The organism is Prochlorococcus marinus XMU1402 (assembly GCF_017696205.1).
GTDB classification, from domain to species: domain Bacteria; phylum Cyanobacteriota; class Cyanobacteriia; order PCC-6307; family Cyanobiaceae; genus Prochlorococcus_A; species Prochlorococcus_A marinus_AC.
Genome location: NZ_JAAORD010000001.1, coordinates 1 through 15,896, shown reverse-complemented (window position 1 = coordinate 15,896; position 15,896 = coordinate 1). Strand labels below are relative to the sequence as shown.

At 29.6% G+C, this 15,896-nt stretch carries 12 protein-coding genes; 3 read left to right on the top strand and 9 right to left on the bottom strand.

What is annotated here, in order from left to right; translation table 11 throughout:
- Positions 1 to 34 precede the first annotated feature (34 nt).
- The 5 genes from argH to HA141_RS00040 form a co-directional block, all read right to left on the bottom strand.
- Entirely contained in the window at positions 35 to 1,414 is a 1,380-nt protein-coding gene (gene argH / locus HA141_RS00060) for an argininosuccinate lyase (RefSeq protein WP_209116159.1), read from the bottom strand.
- Between the two features lie 65 nt (positions 1,415 to 1,479).
- On the bottom strand, positions 1,480 to 2,823 hold the full coding sequence (locus HA141_RS00055) for a PP2C family protein-serine/threonine phosphatase (RefSeq protein WP_209116158.1): 1,344 nt from the start codon (positions 2,821 to 2,823) through the stop codon (positions 1,480 to 1,482).
- A gap of 68 nt (positions 2,824 to 2,891) precedes the next feature.
- Positions 2,892 to 4,151 carry a signal recognition particle-docking protein FtsY gene (gene ftsY, locus HA141_RS00050; RefSeq protein ID WP_209116157.1) on the bottom strand — a complete coding sequence of 420 codons (1,260 nt, stop codon included), beginning with the start codon at positions 4,149 to 4,151 and terminating at the stop codon, positions 2,892 to 2,894.
- Between the two features lie 58 nt (positions 4,152 to 4,209).
- Positions 4,210 to 4,839 carry a transcription antitermination factor NusB gene (gene nusB, locus HA141_RS00045; RefSeq protein ID WP_209116156.1) on the bottom strand — a complete coding sequence of 210 codons (630 nt, stop codon included), beginning with the start codon at positions 4,837 to 4,839 and terminating at the stop codon, positions 4,210 to 4,212.
- A gap of 3 nt (positions 4,840 to 4,842) precedes the next feature.
- Complete coding sequence (locus HA141_RS00040) at positions 4,843 to 5,577, bottom strand: DUF502 domain-containing protein (protein WP_209116155.1); 735 nt, start codon at positions 5,575 to 5,577, stop codon at positions 4,843 to 4,845.
- Positions 5,578 to 5,723: 146 nt separating this feature from the next.
- Between HA141_RS00040 and queG the strand changes: the two genes are divergently transcribed.
- From queG to HA141_RS00025, 3 genes are all read left to right on the top strand, one after another.
- Positions 5,724 to 6,665 (top strand): tRNA epoxyqueuosine(34) reductase QueG, encoded by a 942-nt coding sequence (queG, locus tag HA141_RS00035; protein WP_209116154.1) that lies wholly within the window; start codon positions 5,724 to 5,726, stop codon positions 6,663 to 6,665.
- Positions 6,666 to 6,667: 2 nt separating this feature from the next.
- Positions 6,668 to 7,531 (top strand): tetratricopeptide repeat protein, encoded by an 864-nt coding sequence (locus HA141_RS00030; protein WP_209116153.1) that lies wholly within the window; start codon positions 6,668 to 6,670, stop codon positions 7,529 to 7,531.
- Positions 7,532 to 7,607: 76 nt separating this feature from the next.
- On the top strand, positions 7,608 to 10,049 hold the full coding sequence (locus tag HA141_RS00025; RefSeq protein ID WP_209116152.1) for a DNA gyrase/topoisomerase IV subunit A: 2,442 nt from the start codon (positions 7,608 to 7,610) through the stop codon (positions 10,047 to 10,049).
- Here HA141_RS00025 and purF read toward each other — a convergent pair.
- The 4 genes from purF to dnaN are packed head-to-tail and all read right to left on the bottom strand — an operon-like array spanning position 10,046 to position 15,763.
- Positions 10,046 to 11,506 carry an amidophosphoribosyltransferase gene (gene purF / locus HA141_RS00020; RefSeq protein WP_209116151.1) on the bottom strand — a complete coding sequence of 487 codons (1,461 nt, stop codon included), beginning with the start codon at positions 11,504 to 11,506 and terminating at the stop codon, positions 10,046 to 10,048. The genes HA141_RS00025 and purF overlap by 4 nt on opposite strands.
- Before the next feature lie 47 nt (positions 11,507 to 11,553).
- Entirely contained in the window at positions 11,554 to 13,893 is a 2,340-nt protein-coding gene (gene purL, locus HA141_RS00015) for a phosphoribosylformylglycinamidine synthase subunit PurL (protein ID WP_209116150.1), read from the bottom strand.
- Positions 13,894 to 13,896: 3 nt separating this feature from the next.
- Positions 13,897 to 14,604, bottom strand: coding sequence for a PRC-barrel domain-containing protein (locus tag HA141_RS00010; RefSeq protein ID WP_209116149.1), 708 nt, complete (start codon positions 14,602 to 14,604; stop codon positions 13,897 to 13,899).
- 1 nt (position 14,605) lies between these two features.
- Positions 14,606 to 15,763: a DNA polymerase III subunit beta gene (gene dnaN / locus HA141_RS00005; protein WP_209116148.1), complete on the bottom strand. Its 1,158-nt coding sequence runs from the start codon at positions 15,761 to 15,763 to the stop codon at positions 14,606 to 14,608.
- Between the last annotated feature and the right edge of the window lie 133 nt (positions 15,764 to 15,896).

The following is a 15,896-nucleotide window of genomic DNA, read 5'->3' as shown; positions in this document are numbered from 1 at the left end:
AAGCATACCCTTGTTGTAGAAAAATAATTTAGATTCAAAGTAACAATTTTTTCTGCCAATTATTTACCTCTTTTTCTACTTGAGAAAAACCTGTTCCACCCTCACTAGTTCTAGATTTAACAACATTAAAAGGTTCAAGATCGGCAAAAACATCCTCCTCGAATTTAGGATGAAATTTTTTAAATTCATCAATTTTAAGATTTTTAAATAAGATTTTTTTCTCCAAACAATATTTAACAATTTCTCCCACCACTTGATAGGCAGTCCTGAACGGTACCTGTTTCCCAACCAAATAATCTGCTAAATCAGTAGCATTTGAAAAATCATTTTCTACTGAATCAGATAAATTTTTAATATTAAATTCTATACCCTCATTAATTAAAATAGTCATTGCTTTAATGCAAGAAGATATAGTCTCTGCAGTATCAAATATTGGCTCTTTATCCTCTTGATAATCCTTATTATATGCAAGTGGTACCCCTTTAACCATAGTTAATAATGCTTGGAGATGTCCATACACTCTTCCTGTTTTACCTCTTATCAATTCTGGAACATCTGGATTTTTTTTCTGAGGCATTAAGCTACTGCCAGTAGCACATTTGTCAGTTAATTTTGCAAAAGAAAATTCATCAGTAACCCATAATATTATTTCCTCTGAGATTTTACTCAAATGAGACATTACCAAAGCAGATGCAGATGCAAACTCTATGCAAAAATCCCTATCACTCACTGCATCAATACTATTTTTATAGATCTTTTCAAAACCCAATTCTGCGGCTGTAAAGTTCCTATCTATTTTTATTTTTGTACCAGCTAACGCAGCAGCTCCTAATGGAGATATATTCACTCTAGATCTTACTTCTTTAAACCTTTCGCGGTCTCTTTGAAGCATTTCTAAATAAGCCAATAAATGATGAGCTAAAGATAATGGTTGTGCTCTTTGCATATGTGTATATCCTGGAATAAAAGTATAAATATTAGTTTTCGCATGACTTAAGAGGGATTTTTGCAAATCAGTGATTAAATTTTCAAGATTGTCAATCTCTTTTCTCAACCATAACCTTATATCTGTACCAACTTGATCATTTCTACTTCTACCTGTATGTAGTTTTTTTCCAGTTTCACCAATCAAACTAATTAATTTTTCTTCAATGCAATAGTGGATATCTTCAGAAGGAGGATTAGGAGAAAATTTACCCTCTAAATACTCAACTTTTATTTTCTCTAGACCATTAATAATTTGCAAAGTTTCAGAAGAGGATAAAACTTGAGTTTTGCCAAGCATTTTTGCATGCGCAATAGAGCAATCTAAATCTTCTAAAATAAGCTTCCTATCAAAACCAATTGAAGCATTAAACTTTTCGATAAATGGGTTAAGTGCATTATCAAACCTTTTACTCCAAACTTTTGCCATATTATTAAAGAGTAACTCTAGATATCTCTAATAAAGCATTTTTTTATATAGGTGACAAAAAATATCTAATTTAATTGCAAAATAACCATTGATGCGTCATCTTCCAAATGTCTATTTTCTCCTGTAAAGTCATCTAATTTCTTGAATATTTTATTTAAGATTTCTTGAGATGTGTAGGATTGCTTGCATAATTTTGTGAGGGTTTTCATTAACCTTTCCTCATCGAATCTTTCTCCTAGAGAATTAGAAGTATCGATTACTCCATCTGTATAGTATAAAACTAGATCATTTTCATTAAGCTTAATTTCACCACATTGATATTCAGCATCATTTTGCAGTCCAAGGACAAATCCTTCTGCATCTAATTTTATAATTTTCTGATCTGAATTTTTCCATAACAAAGGTGGGTTATGTGCTGCATTGGCGAATCTCAATTTTCGAGTTCTTGGATCGTAATCTGAATAAAATAATGTCACAAATCTATGAGATTGATCTAAATCATTTATTGCTAGTTGATTCAAATCATGCAAAATTCTATCTGGGGGCAAACCTGTAAGAACTTCTGCACGTAGCATTCCTCTTAACATAGTCATTAAAAGACCAGCTGGAATTCCTTTACCCATTACGTCACCTATTACCAATGCCCATCTAGCTTTTTCCTTTCTTTTTTCTGAAATATTCGTCTTTAAACACATAAAATCATAGTAATCTCCTCCTAACTGGAGCGCTGGTCTGCAATGTGCAGCTAGGTCTACACCATAAATAATTGGGCAATAATCTGGTAGTAATTGGGATTGAATTTCTGCACCGATAGAAATTTCTCTATCTACATTTTCATGATTTTTCTTTGTTTTTATTAAACAATAATTTTCTAATCCAACAGCTAAGCAATTTTGAATAAAATTAAAATTGCTATCTTCAATGATCGACTGATTACATATATCTTTGCAAAAAATGAAAATAAATCCTCTACATTTTCCCCTAGATAATATTTTTTTAGTTTCGATTTTATATTCTTTAAAATTAGTTTTTAAAGCATCTTCAAAGTTATGAATTTCCTTTATTTTAAAATTTTTAGAAAAATGAAATTGATTAAAAAAAGTATTAATTTCTTCTTGTATGGTTAAACATTCATTTTTAGCAGAAATTTTAATATTTTCATTCCAAATATTGCCCTCATAATTTAAAGGGATAATTAATATGACTTTATCATCAAAGATATGTTTTAAAATTAAACATATATAATCCAGAAATTTATTTATGTTAGAAAAAGTTTTTAAATAATATGCTAATGAAGATGCGATTTCATCAAACTTGGATTCATTTTTTAAAGATAAGTTAGATTCATTTTCCAAAAATTTTTCAATAAATTTGTTTGAAAATAATTTTTCTTTTTTATTATTTGTCACAACAAACTTGATAGATCAATAATTTTTATCATTATATTTAATTTTTTTAAAAAAATTAAATTAAATATTTATTTATCTGCAAGCAAAGCCTCCACAAATTCATAACTATTAAAGGGTCTCAAATCTTTTATACCTTCTCCAGCTCCAATAAATCTTATAGGTAAATTAACTTCTTCAGACACGGCCAAAGAGACTCCCCCTCTAGAAGTACCATCTAATTTAGTGATAATTGCTCCGCTTAAATTTGCTGATTTAGCGAAACTTTTTGCTTGCTTTAAGCCATTTTGACCTTGACTTGCATCTAGCACTAATAATGATTCAATAATTGCATCTGGGACTTTTTTATCAATAATCTTTTTTATTTTTGCTAATTCATCCATCAAATTATTTTTTGTTTGCAATCTACCTGCAGTATCAACCAACAATAAATCAACGTTTCTTTTTTTTGCAGAATTTATTGCATCAAAGACTACAGCAGCTGGATCAGCATTTTTTGATTGATTTGATATTACGTCAACATTACTCCTCTCTCCCCATACTTTTAATTGTTCTACAGCTGCAGCTCTGAAAGTATCGGCTGCAGCTATCAAAGTTTTATAATTACTCCTTGATGACAAATATGCTAATTTTCCTAGAGTAGTAGTTTTACCAACACCATTAACTCCCACTAATAACCAAACATTCAACTTCCCCTTTTGAGGGACTAAAATATCAGTACCTGAATTTTTTATTGGTTTATCGATAATTAATTTTAATTCTTTCTTTAAGAATTTTATTCCTGCTTCTCCACCAACAACTTCTTCATTTAATTTTTTTCTAAGAGAACTTATAACTTTATCAGTTGAATCAATACCAACATCAGCTCTTATTAGTAAGGTTTCTAAATCATCAAGAGATTCTGGTGTGAGAGGATCATCTCCTAATTTGTCTAATAATTCAGTAACAAATCCTTTTCGGGTTTCCTCCAATCCTCTTCTTAATTTTGTTAACCAATCAATTTCATCTACAGATATTTGATTTATTTTTTTTCCTTGAGCAGCTAACACCATTGCTGACCAAGTAAAATTATCATCAAATTCTCCCAACTCAGGTTCTTCAACAGTTTTGTTAGAACTAAGAAGATTTTCTGTTCTAGTACTATCAACCAAACCTTGTTTTTTCTCTTCCTTATCCTGTAATTCTTGTTTTTTCTCTTCCTTATCCTGTAATTCTTGTTTTTTCTCTTCCTTATCCTGTAATTCTTGTTTTTTCTCTTCTTGTCTTTTTTTTAAAAGTGCATAAGCTTGTTCTGCCCACTCTCGAGAATTATCAAGATCATTATTAGTCATTTATATGAATAGTTAAAACTTAATGGATTCTAAAATATTATTCATTTATATCAAAAAATTATTGCAATTTTGCTGTTTGTAATCTCCTTAAAACTCCATTAATAAATTTTCTTCCTTGCATATCACTATATTTATTGGCTAGATTTACCGCCTCATCACAAGCAACAGCAAGAGGTGTGCTCAGATAATTAATATCCACATAAGCTAAACGCAAAATATCTCGATCAATTCTTGGCAATCTTTTTAATCTCCAACCATCCATTACTTGATCAATATCAGAATCAATAATAGTAAGATTATTAATGATTTTAGTTATCCTCTCTTTAACATCCTCTCTGATATTGATTTGTCCACTAGAAACTATTAATTTTGGAAAGTCTAAAGTTACTGAAAGTGTATTCATAACAATTTCAATTTTTTTTAAAGACTTTTTTAACTCATCACGAACATCTGCAAAAGAAGAATTAACCCCTTCATGCAATTCACTTTCTAATATTTTTTGTGATGCATTTTCTAACTCTACTTCACAAGTATCTAATTCATCTCTACAGTGATTAACTAGAGAATCCAAAGCAGATTCAAAAATTTCCTCTACTTGAAGTTTATTTAATTTGAAATCACCTTTATCTTTTATCAGGCCTAATGAAATCAAAGATAATTCTCTAGAGAGAGATCTATTATTATTCATCAATTAAGAAGAAGTATTAGTAGAGGCACGCAATTGAGAAAATAATTTTGAAAATGTTGGGTTTGTAGTGTTATTTTTCTCATCTGGATTAACTATTCCAGCCGAAATTATTGTTCTAAAAGCATCTTCAACAGTAATATCCAAATCCTTAACAGAAGACTCAGGAACCAAGGTATACCAACCAGTAGTTGGGTTAGGTGCTGTAGGAATAAAAACACTTAACAACGTTTCATCCAATTCCGGCTGAAGGGAGGGTCCCACATTACCAGTTACAAACCCAACGCTATAAAGTCCTTCACGAGGGTATTCAACTAAAACAACTCTTCTAAATCGATTAGATTTATTACTTAAAAAAGTTTCAAGTAATTGTTTAAGAGTTTTATAAACTGCACCTGCAACAGGAATTTTTGATAAAGTTCCTTCACCGAATTCTAACAACCATCTCCCTACAAAATTTCTCGCCATTAAACCTATAAGTAAAATAGCTAATAAAGGAACAGTTAAACCTAAAGTAAGATTAATTAGATCTTGTAATAAAGGATTTAAAGTAATAAAAGGATTTAACTGCTTAGGAACGGAAGTAACTAATGTTAATACAAATTTACTAACTAATGATGATAGCCAGATAGTTGTTGCTAAAGGTATAACAACTAACAATCCCGCAATAAGATCATTTTTTAGATCCTGTTGGAGCCTAGATCCTAAGTTCGAATCTTGATTTTGACTAGATTCAACCAAAATAACGTTTTTAACTAAAATAACCTTACTAACAATTTAACTGTTTTTACTTGGTTAGGATATATTTTTTTTTAATATATTTAAATTATTTATTAGTTTTTTAACCAAATATAAATTTTAAGCGAAATTATATACATAATAAAAGAATGATCAATAGCCTTCAAGACAAAAAAGAAATAAGTAGAAAATTAAAAGAAAGAGCAATTAATGAAGGTTTTGCAATATCTGGAATTGCTTCTATACCAGGTAGTTCGCGCTTGAAATTAAGAACTAATGCATTAGATAGATGGTTATCGAATAACCACCATGGTGAAATGAAATGGATGGAAGCAGAAAGAAGAAAAGACATAAGCTCACTCCTTCAGGGAGCAAAAAGTGTTCTCAGCGTTGGGTTTACTTACATTAACTCAAATAACAGCAGGAACAAAATTTTCAAGATAGGTAAATTTAGTCAGGGAGAGGATTATCATAAAGTAATTTATAAAAAATTAAAGAATATCGGTAGATGGATTAATCTAGAAATTCCAGATTGCGAGTGGAAAATATGTGTAGATACCTCCCCACTTCTTGAAAAAGCATGGGCTGAAGAATCAGGTCTTGGTTGGATAGGTAAAAATAGCAATTTAATAACCAAAGAAAATGGTTCTTGGCTTACTTTAGGTTTTATGATACTAACGAAAGATTTGATACCAGATAAACCTCATCAATCTCTTTGCGGGAAATGTGATAAGTGTATTGAATATTGTCCGACACAAGCGATAGTAGAACCGTTTGTAATAAAATCAGACTTATGTATTGCCTATCACACAATAGAAAGCAGAAATAAAACTATTCCAAAAGAAATAAAAGAAAATTTAAATGGTTGGATTGCAGGATGTGATATATGTCAAGATATTTGCCCATGGAATAAATCAGTACCATACAATAATACTTTTGAAACAACTCCAAAAGAATGGATTCAAAATCTTACTATTGAGTCATTAAATTGGGATGATAAAACTTGGGAAAAAAACCTTAAATCAACGACCTTAAAAAGAATTAAACCATGGATGTGGAGAAGAAACATAAAAGCAAATCTGAACATTTAAAAATGAAAAAAATTGTTAAAAAAATAATATTTATCTCTTTAATTAGTTTTTCCTTTTTTAGAGTTAATCATGTTCAATCTTTAGTCCCCTACTATTATTTACCAACATTAAAAAATTTACAAAAAGATAGCTTATCTATTGGCAAAAATGCATATCAGCTTTTGTATTTTGGACAATATGAAAAGAGCCTTAACTTAGCAAAATTAGCTGTTCAAATAAATAACAAAGATGAAAAACTATGGCTAATTTTATCTGAAGCACAAATAGCTAACAAACTATACAAAAAAGCACTTATTTCACTAAATAAAGCACAAAAAATTAATTCAAAGAATAGTGAAATATATTTTGCAAAAAGTAGTGTTTATCTTAAGCTTTCAGAATTACAAAAGGCAAAGACTGCTTTAAAATCTGGATTAAGTGTCGAACCAAATAACCATAATGCTATTTTTCAATTAGGAAATATTTCATTAATGGAACAAAATTACTCGGAAGCTATTACGTTATTTGAGAGATCTATAAAAATAAAACCCGATTTCTGGCAAGCAATTAACAATCAAGGTTTAGCTTATTTCGAGAAAAATAATATCAATCAATCTTTAAAACATTTTGAAAAAGCAATCTCAATTGAGGAAAATGCAGAGCCATTATTAGGACTTGCTTCCTGTTTAAGAGTGAAAGATATTAAATTAGCGCTTAAACTCGCAAAAAAAGCTTTGATTAAAAATCCAAATTATATTAATCGTGATTATAGAAAAGAACAGTTGTGGGGAGAAAATATACAATCCTCAACAGAAATCCTTTTACAAAATGATCAACTTAAACAAGATGTAATATTGGCAAAGTCCAAAATAAATGAATCTTCTTAATTTCAATACTGGAAAATATTCGTTTACCTATTAGTCTTAATTTAATCAATAAATACATATTTAATTTTATGTTCTGATGGATAAGAAAAACTTCACTTCTATCTCTCTCCAAGAAGAAATGCAACGTTCTTATCTGGAGTATGCAATGAGTGTAATAGTTGGTCGTGCTCTTCCCGATGCTAGAGACGGTCTTAAGCCTGTCCAAAGAAGAATACTATTTGCAATGCATGAATTAGGTTTAACACCGGATAGACCATTTAGAAAGTGTGCAAGAGTTGTTGGAGATGTACTTGGGAAGTACCATCCTCACGGAGATCAAGCAGTATATGATGCATTAGTAAGGCTAGTGCAAAATTTTTCGACAAAATATCCCACACTTGATGGACATGGAAATTTTGGATCAGTAGATAATGATCCACCAGCTGCAATGAGATACACTGAAACAAGATTAGCTCCAATAGCCCACAAAGCGTTTCTTGAAGAAATCGCATCAGAAACAGTTAATTTCTCAAATAACTTTGATGGTTCACAAAAAGAACCAGATGTTCTCCCAGCCCAACTTCCATTTTTATTATTGAACGGATCATCTGGAATTGCAGTTGGAATGGCAACAAATATTCCTCCTCACAACCTAGGAGAGGTAGTAGATGGTTTAATTGCTTTAGTAAAAAATAAAGATATAAGTAATAAAAAACTTTCTAACCTTATTAAAGGGCCTGATTTTCCTACAGGCGGAGAATTAATTCATAATCAAGCAATAGATGAACTGTATGAAACAGGAAAAGGATCAATAACAATTAGAGGTGTCATAAATACAGAAGAAATAAATGTAGGAAAAGGTAAACATAAAAAAAATGCATTAATTATTACTGAGCTTCCTTATCAAATCAGTAAGTCAGGTTGGATTGAAAAATTAGCGGAACTTGTTAATGCGAGCAAAATCAATGGAATCTCAGATATTAGGGATGAAAGCGATAGAGATGGAATGAGAATTGTCATAGAGTTAAAAAAAGACTCTAATGCAGAACTTGTAATTTCTAATTTATATAAAAAAACAACTCTCCAAACAAACTTTGGTGCAATTTTTTTAACTTTAATTAAAGGCAAGCCTATCCAGCTAAACTTAAAACAATATCTTATTTTTTTTCTTGAATTTAGAGAAAAAACAATTAGAAAAAGAACTAATTTTTATCTAAAAAACACTCTTGAAAAACTTGAAATATTAGAGGGTTTATCAAAAGCAACAAAACATATTAAAAAAATTATCGCGTTTATTGAAGACTCAGCAAATTCTGCAGAAGCTAAATCAAAATTGATGGAGAATTTTTTCTTAAGTGAAAAACAAGCAAATTCAGTCTTGGAAATGCCACTAAAAAAATTAACAAATCTAGAAAGAAATCAAATAAAGAATGATATAAAAAATTTGCAAGAAAAAAAGAATTATCTTCAAAAAATACTGAACGAAAGAAAATTATTACTTGAGTTGTTAATAAATGAATTTTTATTATTAAAGAAAAAATATAATGTCAAAAGAAAAACAAAAATTCTTAAGAATATAGATCAAAATCAAGAAATAGAAATAATTAATAATCAGATACTAGAAGAATTTATAAATAAAAAAACAAAATTACACATAGATAATAGACTTTATTTAAAGAAAATGATTTTAAATAATTACAAAAAATCTTTTGAGGATACAAATAAAATTATAGATAATAAAAATATTCAAAAATTTATATGTAATGTCGATAAAAATTTAAAATTAATTGGAATCACATATACCGGAAAGGTTTTTCACATAGATTGGGAGTCAAAAATTAATAATGACTATAAATTAGATAATAAAAGCCTTGGGAATATTAATCCAAATGAAATAATAAATTTCCACTCAATTAAAAAAGGAATTAATAACTATTTATGTATTTTGAATTCTGATGGAAGATTTAAAAAAGTTTTGTTTGATAAGGATATGATTAACAGTAATAGATCTTTCGCAATAACAAAATTAAAAAATAATCAAAAAATAATTGATTCATTTATTTCTAATGAAGAAAAAAATTTAATAATATTAACCTCAATAGGAAGAATTTTTAAATTTAAGTTATCTGATAAATTTTTAAATCCAACTACTAAACAATCTCAAGGATTAATTCTTGTAAAACTTTTGCCGAGTGAAATAATTGTTTCTTGTTGCCCATATCAAAATGAAGAAAATATTTATTTAATTTCTAAACATGGGAAAATCTTTTGCTTAAATACAAATGAAATTTATTACGCGAATGAATACAGTTTGGGATATTTAAATGAAAAAACCCAGCTTAAAAAGGATATCTTCCTAAAGGTCATACCAAGTAACCATTACCTTGATATTGAAACTAATAAAAATAAATCTGCTAGGTTAAACTTCGATAAATTAAATTTCAAATCTAATACAACAAATTTTTTAATTGACTTTTTAAATTTGGAGATAGGAGAACATCTTGAAAATTGTTTTAGTCTCAAAAACCTTCTTGACTAAGATTTATATTCATTTTCAACCCAGTTTAAGTATTCTTGATTTACTGTTCCTGTTACATAAGAGCCAGTAAAGCAACTCATTTCCAAATCTTCAATTGAAGAATCACTTATTATCGATTTGCGTAAATTATTAACACTTTGATAAACAAGATTATCAATTTCTAGTTGATCGGCAATTTCACTTATTGTTCTATTATGAGCTATCAATTCATCCTTATTTGGCATATTAATTCCATAAACATGAGGAAAACGCACAGGTGGTGCTGCTGATGTGAAATAAACTTTATTTGCTCCTGCATCTTTAGCCATCTGGACAATTTCTTTTGAAGTAGTACCTCGTACTATTGAGTCATCAACAATTAATACATTTTTATTTTTAAATTCTGCACTCATAGCATTTAATTTTTGTCTTACAGATTGCTTACGTTTCTGCTGACCAGGCATTATGAATGTTCTACCAACATACCTATTTTTAAAAAAACCTTCTCTATACTCTATACCTAGCTGTCTAGCGACTTGCATAGCAGCAGGTCGAGAAGAATCAGGGATAGGCATTACAACATCAACATCTCCGGAATTAATATTCTCTTTTATTGTTTCAGACAAATAATCTCCCATTTTTAAGCGAGCTTTATATACTGAAATCCCGTTCATAATTGAATCTGGCCTAGCTAGATATACATATTCAAAAGCACAAGGACATAACACTGGATTTTCGGAACATTGCCTAGAAAAAAACTCTCCATTAAGGTTTATAAAAATGGCTTCTCCAGGGTCTACATCTCTAACTACTTGATAATCGTTATTCTCAAGCACTAAAGATTCGCTCGCAACCATCCACTCATCTTTTTTAGTAGTTAATGAAATTCTTTTTCCTATAACTAAAGGTCTAATACCAAAAGGATCTCTGAATGCTAATAAACCATGTCCTGAAATTAATGCTATTGAAGAATATGATCCCTGAATTCTTTTATGTAAAGATTTGACAGCATCAAAAATAATATCAGGTTGCAATTCTTGATTATGAATCTGCTCTTGCAATTCTGTAGCAAATACATTCAACAACATTTCGGTATCACTTGAAGAATTTGTATGCCGCTTATCAATATTGAATAATTGTTTTTCTAAATCTCTAGTATTAGTCAAATTACCATTATGTATCAAAACAATTCCATAAGGAGCATTAACATAGAAGGGTTGAGCTTCCTCTACACTTTCAGCTGATCCCTTTGTGGCATATCTAACATGACCCAAACCAATTTTGCCTATTAAATTCCTCATATCTCTTGTTCTATATGCAGTACTTACCTGACCTTTAGCCTTATGGATATGGAAAATAGTGTTTTCCATTGTAGCTATACCTGTTGAATCTTGACCTCTATGCTGAAGAAGCAAAAGACTATCGTAAATTTGTTGATTTACATCATCTGAAGAAACTATTCCAACAATTCCACACATAACTTAATTTATAAAAAATTTTGAAAATTGAAAATTCTTTTTCATATTTAAAAGTGGCCTGAAATACTATTATTAAATTTTTCGGTTAATTCCTCAACCCTAATATTGCAAATATTTTGTTCTTGAATTTTAATATTAAAAGTTTCACTTGAAACATATCCTATTTTTTTTATATAAACGCTTGATTGAGAATTAATTTGATTTATTTTTAAATATTTGAGCCATTCTTTTTCTTTATTTTTATCTATTGAAAAAATAATTCTAGAACCTCCTTCTGCAAACAATAGATTATCATTTCTATTAGAAACTTTTTCTACGTCTATTGAGGCACCTTTTGAAGATAAAATACAACACTCTGCCAAAGCTATAGCTAAACCTCCATCGCTAATATCGTGAGCAGAAACTACAAAACTATTTAATATCGCATTTCTTAAAAAACCCTGGCACAACTTCTCATCCAACAAATCTATTTTTGGAGGCCTTCCTGTAATTTCTCCATGAAAATATTCCAAATAAGAACTGGCTGCAATTGTTATTTCTGATTTATGAGAACCAATTAACCAGATTTGATCATTAAGATTTTTCCATTCACTACTTATAGCTTTTTCAGCATTATCTATCTTCCCAACCATTCCAATCACTGGCGTTGGATTAATAGGAGTTATTTTATTATCTTTATTTTTTGATTCATTATATAAGGAAACATTTCCCCCCGTAACGGGAGTTTCAAGAGCTTTACATGCTTCGGAAATTGCTTTGCATGAAGATGAGAGTTGCCAATATCCTATTTCATTCTCAGGAGAAGAAAAATTTAAATTATTTGTAATTGCTACTGGTTCAGCTCCAACGCAACTAACATTTCTGGCAGATTCTGCAACTGCGGCAATAGTTCCTCTGAAAGGATCAAGAGAAACCCATCTACTATTACAGTCGACGGAAGCAGCAACACCAGAAAATACTTTATTTTTATTTTTTTCAGTTTGTACCCTTAATCTTATTACAGCAGCATCAGATTCTCCGGGTTTAAAAACTGTATTTGCCTGCACTTGAGAATCATATTGTTTATAAATCCATCTCTTGGAAGCTATTGAGGGATTAGAGAGAAGTTTTAAAATAATTTGTGAATAAGAAAAACTCTTTTTTTCCTTCAATGAAAATATTTGTTGCTCATCAATTTCTGGTAAGTTTTTTTCTTTCCACTCCCATTTATTTAATAAATAAACTGGTGGATCATTTATTACAGGACGAATATTGACAGGGGTATCGTCAGATAAAGCAGAAGTAGGGATTTGAGCAACAATATTACCCTTATGAGAAATAATGACCTCTTTTGTATCTATTACTTCACCAATTACATTTGCATATAATCCCCATTTAGTGAAATTTTCAATAAGTTCATTAACTTTTTCTTCCTTTACCACGAATAACATTCTCTCTTGAGATTCAGATAATAAATACTGATATGGAGACATATTTTTTTCTCTAGAAGGGACCAAATCTAAATTAATAGATATTCCTAAATTTCCATTTGCAGCCATTTCTGCACTACTGCAGGTTAAACCTGCAGCACCCATATCTTGAGCGGCTATTACATCTCCTGTCTTGAAAGAATCTAAACAAGCTTCAATAAGACTTTTCTCAACAAATGGGTCACCTACTTGAACTGCAGGCCGATCATCTAATGAAGCTGTAGTTAATTCTGAACTTGCAAAACTAGCCCCACCAACTCCATCTCTACCTGTTGTATTACCAACATATAGTACTGGTGATCCTACATTTTTAGCTCCGGAACAAACAATTTCATTAGTCTCTAAAAGTCCTAAAGCCATTACATTTACAAGAGGATTACCAGAATAACTATCATCGAAGTCAATTTCACCTCCAACAGTAGGCACACCCACACAATTTCCATAGTGTGCTATTCCTGATACAACTCCTCGAAGCAAATCTACATTTGATGGTTTGTCAAGATTGCCAAATCTTAATGAATTCAAAACTGCAATTGGCCTTGCACCCATTGTAAAAATATCTCTTAATATTCCTCCTACCCCTGTTGCTGCCCCTTGAAAAGGTTCGATTGCAGAGGGATGATTATGACTCTCTATTTTAAAAACAAGTTTTTGATTATTACCAACATCAATAACGCCAGCATTTTCTCCGGGGCCAACCAAAACATTTTTACCTTTAGTAGGAAAGTTAGATAATAAAGGTTTTGAATTTCTATAACAACAATGTTCAGACCACATAACACCAAACATTCCTAGTTCAGTCCTATTAGGTGTTCTTTTTAATCTTTTACAAATTTCGTCGTAATCATTAACGGTTAAATTTTCAACTTTAAGTGCTTCACTAAGATCATATAGATCATTATTTTGAGAATTTATCATTCTTTAGATCCAAGGGTCATCGTCTTTTTTATCACTAAAAGATCTTGATGTTATATCTTTATTATAAAAACTATTTTGTTTAAAATCTAAATTTGGGTTTATATCTTCATCATCTTCTAGCCAATCTTCTAATCTGTTAGAAGCTATATTTTTCATATCATCGAATCTATCAAAAATTTTTTTCCCTTTTTGCCAAAATTCATTTTTAATACTTGATTTTATCAAAAATAAATCATCTAAAGAATTGCTTTCACAAAATACTAAACCAGGTTGTTGATCTTTTATATTTTCAATATTTAATTTCCATCTACTAGAACCTGGAATCTTAGGATTAGATCGAGAAACTAAATAATAATTTATTTTACCTGTTTTCATATTAAATAAAAAATCTGCTATAACTCCTATTTTTGAGCCATTTATATTTATTAAATTAGCTTCTATTAATGTTGGAAACCTATTTAAAGTTGCTAAATCAGAAATTGCTGGATCACCTTTGACATAAATATCATTATCTATTATTTGAGTAATTTGATTTAATCTCCAAACATTTCGTTTTAAATCAAAATTTGAAGGACGTGAATACCATCCTAAAATACGATGAACAGGAGGATGCATCCATACATTTTCTCCATTTCCATAGTTAAGAGTATTTTTTCCCTTAACATTATGATTTAATAATTCACTTAATAAAATTTCTTTAGGTAATTTCAAATTAGGAACGCACCTGAACAGGCATGACTAAATAAGTAAAAGAATTAAAGTTATCTTCTGGTACAAAAACAGCAGGAGTCGTTGAAAGATTACATTTTAAAAGTACATTTTCAGAAGCAATAACTTTTAACCCTTCTAAAAGGTATCTAACATTAAATGCAATATCAAAATCTTCTCCAGAATAGGAAACAGGTATTGATTCATTTGCGCTACCAATATCTTGTGCATCAGCACTTACTGAGGCTAGATCTGTATTATCCAATTTAATTTTAACAACACTGCTCTGTTGATCAGCTAAAACAGCAATTCTTTCTAATGCTTCAATAAATTTTTTTGTTTTAAACTTGATTGTTTTAGAAAATGTATCTGGTATTAATTGAGAATAATTTGGATAGGTACCTTCAAGTGTTCTTGTTGTAATTATTTGATTAGAAGAAATAAAAACTACTTGACCTTTGTCGTAGAAAAGTTTAATTGAATTATCTGAGCTTTTTAAAGTCACTAATTTTTCAATTTCCCTTAAAGAACTTGTTGGAATTGTTACTGTTAAATCACTTTCATTAGAATAAAAATTATCTTTATTTGCAATATTTTCTTCGTTTCCAATTAACGCTACCGCTAATCTATGACCATCGGTTGATGCAGACTCTAAATAACTCTGTTTAAACGTAAAATTAACTCCGGTAAGTAATTGCTTTGAGTCATCATTACTACTTGCAAAAATAGTTAATTTTAAGGCTTTCAAAAAAGAAATAGGTTCAATATTTAAAGAAGTACCGCTTTCAACAAATGGCAAGTTAGGATAATCATCTGAAGGTATACCTTTAAGATTAAACGATCCTCTATCACTTTTTATTAAAACATTTTCTAAATCTTGATCTACTTCTAAAGAAACAGGAGTTTCATTAGGCAATTTATTTACTATTTCAGATAATAATTTTGAAGGTATCGTTATAGCACCACTATTTTTAACAGTTCCATCAAAAGAAGTTTGAATTCCTAAATTAAGATCAAATCCTGTCAGGCTAATCTTATTTGTTCCTTGATCGGCTGTTAAAAGTATATTGGCAAGAATGGGATGTGTTGGTCTTGAAGCAACAGCTTTACTTACTAATTGAATAGCATTATTTAAATCATTTTGATTACAAATAATCTCCATCAGGTTTTGGATTTTTTTTACACATTCAATATACTTTTTTCGTTAATTAAATTCAATAATTTAATTTATTACTCTAGTTCTATAATAAAAAATAATAAAAATAAAAAATTTAGTAGTAGTAGTTTTTGTGGAA

Coding starts and splice junctions, on each gene's coding strand:
- argH (WP_209116159.1), bottom strand. CDS start 1,414: ATGGCAAAAGTTTGGAGTAAAAGGTTTGATAATGCACTTAACCCATTT.
- ftsY (WP_209116157.1), bottom strand. CDS start 4,151: ATGACTAATAATGATCTTGATAATTCTCGAGAGTGGGCAGAACAAGCT.
- nusB (WP_209116156.1), bottom strand. CDS start 4,839: ATGAATAATAATAGATCTCTCTCTAGAGAATTATCTTTGATTTCATTA.
- queG (WP_209116154.1), top strand. CDS start 5,724: ATGATCAATAGCCTTCAAGACAAAAAAGAAATAAGTAGAAAATTAAAA.
- HA141_RS00030 (WP_209116153.1), top strand. CDS start 6,668: ATGAAAAAAATTGTTAAAAAAATAATATTTATCTCTTTAATTAGTTTT.
- HA141_RS00025 (WP_209116152.1), top strand. CDS start 7,608: ATGGATAAGAAAAACTTCACTTCTATCTCTCTCCAAGAAGAAATGCAA.
- purF (WP_209116151.1), bottom strand. CDS start 11,506: ATGTGTGGAATTGTTGGAATAGTTTCTTCAGATGATGTAAATCAACAA.
- purL (WP_209116150.1), bottom strand. CDS start 13,893: ATGATAAATTCTCAAAATAATGATCTATATGATCTTAGTGAAGCACTT.
- dnaN (WP_209116148.1), bottom strand. CDS start 15,763: ATGGAGATTATTTGTAATCAAAATGATTTAAATAATGCTATTCAATTA.